General features: G+C 38.0%; 7 protein-coding genes and 1 pseudogene. All 8 read left to right on the plus strand.

Annotated elements, in window-relative coordinates:
• A pseudogene (locus HU235_RS11645) lies at nucleotides 1-210 on the plus strand (hypothetical protein); the annotation flags it as partial.
• A gap of 173 nt (nucleotides 211-383) precedes the next feature.
• The gene (locus HU235_RS11650) at nucleotides 384-1,262 is read left to right on the plus strand and encodes an AraC family transcriptional regulator (RefSeq protein ID WP_174880324.1); all 879 of its coding nucleotides are present in this window, start codon (nucleotides 384-386) and stop codon (nucleotides 1,260-1,262) included.
• Between the two features lie 111 nt (nucleotides 1,263-1,373).
• Complete coding sequence (melA, locus tag HU235_RS11655) at nucleotides 1,374-2,876, plus strand: alpha-glucosidase/alpha-galactosidase (RefSeq protein WP_174880325.1); 1,503 nt, start codon at nucleotides 1,374-1,376, stop codon at nucleotides 2,874-2,876.
• A 46-nt stretch (nucleotides 2,877-2,922) separates the two neighbouring features.
• Nucleotides 2,923-4,224, plus strand: a complete 1,302-nt coding sequence (locus HU235_RS11660; RefSeq protein WP_174880326.1) for an ABC transporter substrate-binding protein — start codon at nucleotides 2,923-2,925, stop codon at nucleotides 4,222-4,224.
• 86 nt (nucleotides 4,225-4,310) lie between these two features.
• Complete coding sequence (locus HU235_RS11665) at nucleotides 4,311-5,183, plus strand: carbohydrate ABC transporter permease (RefSeq protein WP_174880327.1); 873 nt, start codon at nucleotides 4,311-4,313, stop codon at nucleotides 5,181-5,183.
• A gap of 28 nt (nucleotides 5,184-5,211) precedes the next feature.
• Entirely contained in the window at nucleotides 5,212-6,057 is an 846-nt protein-coding gene (locus HU235_RS11670) for a carbohydrate ABC transporter permease (protein ID WP_174880330.1), read from the plus strand.
• A gap of 420 nt (nucleotides 6,058-6,477) precedes the next feature.
• Nucleotides 6,478-6,984: a DUF1648 domain-containing protein gene (locus HU235_RS11675; RefSeq protein ID WP_174880328.1), complete on the plus strand. Its 507-nt coding sequence runs from the start codon at nucleotides 6,478-6,480 to the stop codon at nucleotides 6,982-6,984.
• A 369-nt stretch (nucleotides 6,985-7,353) separates the two neighbouring features.
• Nucleotides 7,354-7,884: a GNAT family N-acetyltransferase gene (locus HU235_RS11680; RefSeq protein ID WP_174880329.1), complete on the plus strand. Its 531-nt coding sequence runs from the start codon at nucleotides 7,354-7,356 to the stop codon at nucleotides 7,882-7,884.
• The last annotated feature ends 16 nt before the right edge of the window (nucleotides 7,885-7,900 follow it).

Below are 7,900 nucleotides of genomic sequence, written 5' to 3' on the forward strand. Positions count from 1 at the left end.
GAATTGTATCCTAATAAAGAAATCCCTTCATTTACTAGATTTATCCCACTTGGCACAATTGAAGTAGCGGGTGAGAACTTCAATCATTGGTCAGGTCATCATTTTTGCCTCTCTTCAAAGGGTGAGCTAGTAGTAACTCAAAAAGCGTTGGACTTTTTCAAGAGATTTTCAATTAAACATTGTGATATAACAAGTCTGACACAAGCATAGGGATGGTTCTTTCGCTACTATTTTAAAAGCGAGAGAACCATCCCTTCGTTTTCGCATCGTCGTAATAAGAGATTAAAAGTTTGAATAGATTTATGACAAACTAGTATGTTTAATAGACTTACTAGTGTCTAGCTTCTTTAATCATAAAATATTGATATAGGAAGGGTGCGGAAATGATGAAGTCAGGTAGCTTATATCATGTGAACGGAATGGACAGGTTACATCCGAAGGTAACAGCTTATTACTTCAAGGAATGGGATGGATTTTATATGCCGTTTCACACACATGTTGCGATTGAAATTATGTATGTGATGTCAGGTGAATGTACGATTGAAGTGAAACAGGAAGGCTTCAAGATGAAGAAGAATCAGTTCATTTTAATTGATAGTTACGTACCACATCGGTTGGTCGTTGAAAAAGATAAGCCTTGCAGAATGTTAAACCTAGAATTCGCATTAACAGAAAGTCATCGGACATTTCCTTCTCTTTGTGAGCTTGCGAAAGAAAGTGATGAGCTATATGAATTACTTAAATATGAACAAGCCTATCATTTATTAAAAGATAGCAATGGTGTTTTCCATTCATTAAGAACGTTAGTGTTTGAGCTGGATAATCGATTGAATGATGTGAAGGACAATTATTTAATGGTACATCTTCTAATTGCACATCTGCTTTTGCTTATTGCTAGAAACCTAGTGAAAATCAAACAGCAGTCAAGTCAGCAAACAGATCAATATGTAAAAAAGGTGATTGAGTATCTTCATGAAAATTATGATTATGAGATAAAAATAGATCACTTATCTGCGATTACTCATCTTCATCCTAATTACCTCCATCGTATTTTTAAGGAGTCAATGGGCTGTACGATCATTGAATACCTAACAAGAATTCGCATCGAGAAAGCGAAAATGCTTATAACCCAAACAGATATCCCGATCACAGAGGTTTCTAGCTTTATAGGTATGAACAGCAGTCAATATTTTAGTAAAGTCTTCAAAAAGTACACAGGGATTACACCGACAGAATTTCGAAAGGCTAGTGTCATTCAATAACTAATGAAGAAGTTAGAATTGTGCACAAAAGTCTATAGAAGACATTAGATTTTTAAAAGCGCTTACAAGGTGAGTGGTGCTAACATGAAGGTAACGAAAAGGAGGGACAAAATGACATTCAAGGTTACATTCATTGGTGCTGGAAGTATAGGATTTACGAGGGGTTTATTACGAGATTTGCTCTCTGTGCCAGAGTTTAGAAACATTGAGGTAGCATTTACTGACATCAGTCAAGAGAACCTCGACATGGTGACACAGCTTTGTCAGCGTGACATTGATGAAAATGGATTAACGATAAAGATTCATTCGACGACAAACCGCAAAGAGGCATTAATTGGTGCGAGGTATATTTTTAATGTCGTTCGCATCGGTGGATTAACGGCATTTGCGAAGGATATTGAAATCCCCTTGAAATATGGAGTCGACCAATGTGTTGGGGATACGTTAAGTGCTGGCGGCATCATGTACGGTCAACGTGGGATCGCAGCTATGTTAGAAATTTGCAACGATATTAAAGAAGTGGCAGAAGAGGATTGTCTTCTATTAAACTATGCAAATCCAATGGCGATGCTAACGTGGGCGTGTAATAAATATGGTGGTGTACGAACAATTGGGCTATGTCACGGAGTACAAGGTGGCCATCGACAAATCGCGAATGTACTTGGGAAAGACAAAGAAGAAATCGATATTATATGTGCTGGGATTAACCATCAAACCTGGTATATCAAGGTTGGCTATAAAGGTAAGGATATGACAGGGGAACTGTTGACTGCTTTTGAAAGCCACCCAGAATACAGCAAAACCGAAAAAGTAAGAATCGATATGCTACGCAGGTTTGGGTATTACAGTACGGAGTCAAATGGACATCTAAGTGAGTATGTTCCTTGGTATCGAAAACGACCAGAGGAAATAAAGGATTGGATTGACCTTGGCACTTGGATTAATGGAGAGACTGGTGGTTATTTACGGGTTTGTACAGAAGGTCGTAACTGGTTTAAAACCGATTTTCCGAATTGGTTAAAGGACCCTGCTCTAGAATATAGCCAAGAGAATCGAAGTGAAGAGCACGGATCATATATTTTGGAAGGGCTTGAAACAGGGAGAATTTACCGCGGGCACTTTAACGTCGTCAACAATGGTGTGATTACGAATCTACCAGATGATGCGATTATTGAAGCACCTGGCTATGTCGATCGCAATGGGATAAATATGCCTGTAGTTGGTGACCTACCACTTGGATGTGCAGCGGTTTGTAACGTTAGTATTTCCGTTCAACGCTTAGCGGTGGAAGCGGCAGTAACTGGCGATGACAACCTTTTACGTCAAGCGATGATGATGGATCCACTTGTCGGTGCCATGTGTAATCCAAAGGAAATCTGGCAGATGGTTGATGAGTTATTAGTCGGATTAGAGGAATGGCTACCGCAATATACGGAGGCCATAGCTGAAGCAAAGGTGCGGCTTACTACTGGAGAGCTTCTGCCAACAAAGGATTATCGCGGAGCTGCAAGGCTGGAAGTGAAAACAGTTGAAGAAATGGAGAAGGACAGAGAGGCGGCAAACAAAAACGCAGGAGAGGCTGATAAAGCAAAGGAAAGGCCAGCATTTAACTAGTCAAAAAGCATGTCATTACCGATAACAATTGGGTGGGGGTAAGCAAATGAAAGCGAAGAGTCTATTAAAAAGTGGATGTTTATTACTTCTAGCTTTATTTCTTATGGTCGGTTGCAGCAATACAGGTTCATCAGGGGATGGTAACGGAAAGACGGTTGAATTAACGATGCAAGCATGGGGGAACCCAGCGGAATTAAAGGTTTACCAGAAAGCAATTGATGGGTTTATGAAAGAAAATCCGAACATCAAAGTGAAGCTAGTCCCTGTCGCAAGTGATCAGTATGATCAAAAGCTCATGACCTCACTTCAAGGAAGTAAGGGACCTGATGTCTTTTACGCACATGAGCCAACGATGCCGCAAATGATCGAGGCAGATGTGATCCAACCATTAGATGACTTTTTTGCCAGTGAAGAAAGCTATGTCGAGTTAAGTGAGTTCCCTGAAGGATTGTTTGGTCCAGCAAGACAGGATGGAAAAACCTATGGTGTAGCACCTGATGCAAACCCAATGGTGATTTACTATAATAAGACGGTTTTTAAAGAGGCTGGTTTGAAAACACCACAGGAATACTATGATGAAGGAAATTGGAATTGGGATACATTTTTAGAGGTGACGAGCAAAATCAAGGAATCAGGAAAAGAAGGATTAGTCATGGAAAACTGGTGGGGTCATTGGTATAGCTGGATTTGGTCGAACGGAGGAAGAATCTTTGACGAAGATGGGAATCTTGTTTTACAAGAAAACGATAAAGCAAAGGAAGCCTTTCACTTTTTACATGATTTAGTGGCAAATGGAAATGCCGTATATGCAGGCTCATTGCCACAGGGTCAAGGGGTAGACGCGATGTTTATGTCAAATCAAGTAGGAATGGTGGCAGGTGGCCGTTGGTTTACTCCACAATTCGATCAAAGCGGAAACCTTGATTACGATTATATTTACTTCCCAAGCAACACGGAGAAAAAACAAGAAATGGTCGGCATCCCAGTAGCCTATCTGTCGGTCAATAAGAAAAGTAAGCATGTTGAGGAAGCGATGAAATTCGTCTCCTATTATGTGAGCAAGGCTGGTCAGGAAGTAAGAACAGGTGTCGGTGGAAATGCACTGCCATCTCTCCCTTTAGCTGATGAAAATGCAATCGGAGATGATAGTGATAAACATATGGAGTATTTATTTGATGGACGCGACAATGGATTTACACACGGATCGAACCTAGCTCGTGATGCACAATTTGCCGGCTTAACAACTGAAATAACGGAAACAATCGACTTGATGTTCCTTGGAAAACAGGATGCAGATACGACGATTGATAAGGTAACTGAAACGATTAATAAATACATCAATAAATAGTGTTTGTAAGAAATCAATTATAAATGTTGAATATGCCAAGGAGAGCCTTCTTCTTGGTCATTTTTCTAAAAAGGGGTGATCGTTAAATGTATAGAAATAAAGCCAATTTATGGGGGTATCTTTTTATAAGTCCTCAATTAGTCGGGCTGCTGTTTTTTTCACTCATTCCATTGCTATATGCACTCTATTTGAGCTTTACTGAATGGAGTGGGTTTGGCGGTACGAAATTTATCGGGGTCACGAATTATATTGAACAAATGAATAATCCTGATTTTTGGAAGGCAATGGTGAATACCATCTATTACATGTTTTTAGTCGTACCAATTGGAATTGCGATTGCCTTAGTTTTAGCCGTTGCCCTCAACAAGGTGAAAGGGAAAGAAATCTATCGAGTCTTTTTCTTTATGCCTGTCGTAACAAGCTCCGTATCTGTTGGCGTCATTTTTATGTGGATTTTAAACGGTGATTTCGGGATTTTAAACGAGCTGTTATCCTATGTTGGGATTACAGGCCCTCATTGGCTAACTGATCCGAAGTGGGTCATCCCATCCATTGCTTTATTAAGTATTTGGTGGGGACTAGGCTATAACATGGTTATTTTTCTGGCAGGTCTTCAAGGGATATCAAAAAGCTATTATGAAGCAGCGGAAATGGATGGGGCAAATGCGCTTCAGAAATTTAGACATATTACGCTGCCGTTGCTAACACCTACTACTTTCTTCGTCACGATTATGACGATTATTTCATCCTTTCAAGTCTTTGACCAAGCATTTGTTATGACAAATGGTGGACCTGCAAAGGCAAGCTATACGATTGTTTTCCACATTTATGATCAAGCATTCGTTGATTTTACAATGGGGAAAAGTGCCTCAGCTGCGATGATTTTATTCGTCATCATCCTCATTCTTACACTCATACAATTTAAATTGCAAAAAAGGTGGGTGTTTTATGGAGAGTAAATTAGACGTGAACCCAGGCCTACAACTCATGAACAAAAAAGCAGGGAAAAGAGGAAGGATTGCATCAAAAGTGATTCTTCATGTCTTATTAGTTATAAGTGCTTTCATTATGATCTTTCCGTTCATTTGGACGATTCTTAGCTCATTAAAGGATATGTCACAAATCTTTGTCATCCCGCCAAAATGGATTCCAGACCCGTTTGTATGGAGTAATTTTCCTAACTCATTACAGGCAATGCCCTTTGATTTAGCTTACTTAAATAGCTTTTATATTACAGCGATCATCGTTGCCTTCACTTTGCTAACAGCGTCAATGGCAGCCTATGCCTTTGCAAAGATTAACTTTAAAGGGGCAAATGTGTTATTCATTTTATTTTTAGCGACGATGATGATTCCAAAGCAAGTGACGATGATTCCGTTATATTTGGTCATGGATAATCTTGGTTGGTTAGATACTCATTTAACGTTAATTGTACCAGGTGCCCTGTTTAATGCATTTGCCGTCTTTCTGTTGAGACAATTTGTCATGGGGATTCCGAAAGAGCTAGAAGAAGCAGCGATTATGGATGGGGCGGGCTTTGTGCGAATCTATTGGAATATCATTCTCCCATTAATCCGTCCAGCCTTAGCTGCAATTGGTATTTTTACATTTATGCAATCGTGGAATAATTTTATTGACCCGTTAATTTACTTGAATACTCCGGAAAATTTTACGGTTCCGTTACTACTGAATTCCTTTAAAGGACTTTATACGGCTGACTGGTCGTTAATGATGGCTGGAACGGTTATCTCGGTTATACCTGTGCTTGTTGTTTATATTGTGGCACAGCGTCATATTATTGAAGGGATCTCCATTACTGGAATGAAAGGGTAGCTTGGATAGGGACGGTTCTTTTACTTCTGGTTTGGGAGTGAGGGGACCGTTCTTTTTTTGTGATTATTTGGTTTATTAAGCCAAATTGTCATTTTTGCGCAACGGTTGAAGATAGTTAAAAGAGTAATGTAACGAGAGCGGAAAACTGACTAGTTGGTACTGTTGTATATTATGGTATATACAAGTTTGTAAAAATGGGCATAGATGAAAATACCGCTTTTTAAGTATAGGTTGGGATACTTCTTTAGAGGTATTGTTTTTCCTATTCGACTATAGAGTAAGTTATTGAAAAAACGTGAAACAGATTTATTTTTTAATCGTATATAAAAATATAAGATGTTATAGAAATTTTATAATTTATGCATAAGAATGGAAAAAAATGTGGGTTTTTTCACAGGGAAAAGGAAGGGGGTAAAGGGGATGGCAAATTCTTGGAAAAGACCTAAAATAAAAATAATAAAAACTAAGAGTGAGTGGATCTGGGATATCATCGGGTATTCATTTTATTTAGGCTCGTTCATCCTTTTAATCTACAATTGGGATCGGCTACCTGACAAAGTTCCGGCACATTACAACGCGTTAGGTGAGGTAGATCGTTGGGGTTCAAAGATGGAACTATTTATATTACCCATAGTAGGAGCATTCATTGCATTCATGATGCAATTGTTTGAAAAATTCCCAGAAACACACAATTATCCAGAACGATTAAATGAAGAGAATGCTAAAGAGTTTTACTTAATGAGCCGAAAACTAGTCAATCAATTAAAGAATATATGTCTCATCATCTTTGCATTAATCTTAATTGAATCAATTTCAATTGCATTAGGTATGGGAAATGGATTTGGAGTATGGTTTCTACCAATCGCAATATTAAGTGCCCTTATCCTGATTGTATTAGGAATAATGAAACAAAAGAAGATTAGATAAATAAACCATTAGTGTCATACAACTCTTGTTGTTGAATAGAAAGGATAATTGAAATAGTTTCATAATAAAATATTGAGTTGTTAGGAGTTAAAGGATGAAGGTGAAAGAAGAGAAAGGCAGTCGCAGCGTTTTCAAGGAAATCCTTTTAGAAATTCGCGATTCAATCATATTTGAAATAGTGTGGAACATCTTAATGCTTATACCAAGGATATTGATTCGATTAATTAAAAATCTATTTTAACGAATCAAAAGAGTGCGATTCTATAAAGTTATCGCCTTTTTTATTGTGCTAATAATGCTGTTTAATTGAAGAAGAAATACTACCGAAACATGGAGTATGAAATTCGTCATCTTATTGGGGGATATGTAATGCAGATAAAAACAAAAAGGTTATTGATACGTAACTTTGAATTGAACGATTGGCAAGCTGTCTATGAATATACTTCTGAGGGGAATGTGATGAAATATATCCCAGAAGGTGTTTTTACTAAAGAAGATGTAAAAGAGTTTATACATAAAAATAGTGGTGAGAAGGCAGAGAAATTTGCTGTTGTATTACTAGATGAAAATATTGTTATCGGACACATTGCTTTTTTTAAGTATTTTGGTGAGCATACTTATGAGATTGGGTGGGTGTTTAACCCAAAGTATTACAATAGAGGGTATGCTTCTGAAGCAGCACATGCGATTTTGAAATATGGTTTTGAAAAAATGAAGGTACATCGAATTATCGCAACATGTCAGCCAGAGAATATCCCATCATATCGAGTTATGGAGAAGATTGGAATGAGAAGGGAAGGCTATTTTAAAAAATGTATTCCAATGGGAAATGAATGGTGGGATGAGTATTATTACGCTGTTTTAGAAGAAGAGTGGAAAGAAAATAGTATAAAGTTATAAATAAGTATTTTTATAG

Source organism: Metabacillus niabensis (assembly GCF_902829255.1).
Lineage (GTDB): Bacteria > Bacillota > Bacilli > Bacillales > Bacillaceae > Metabacillus > Metabacillus niabensis.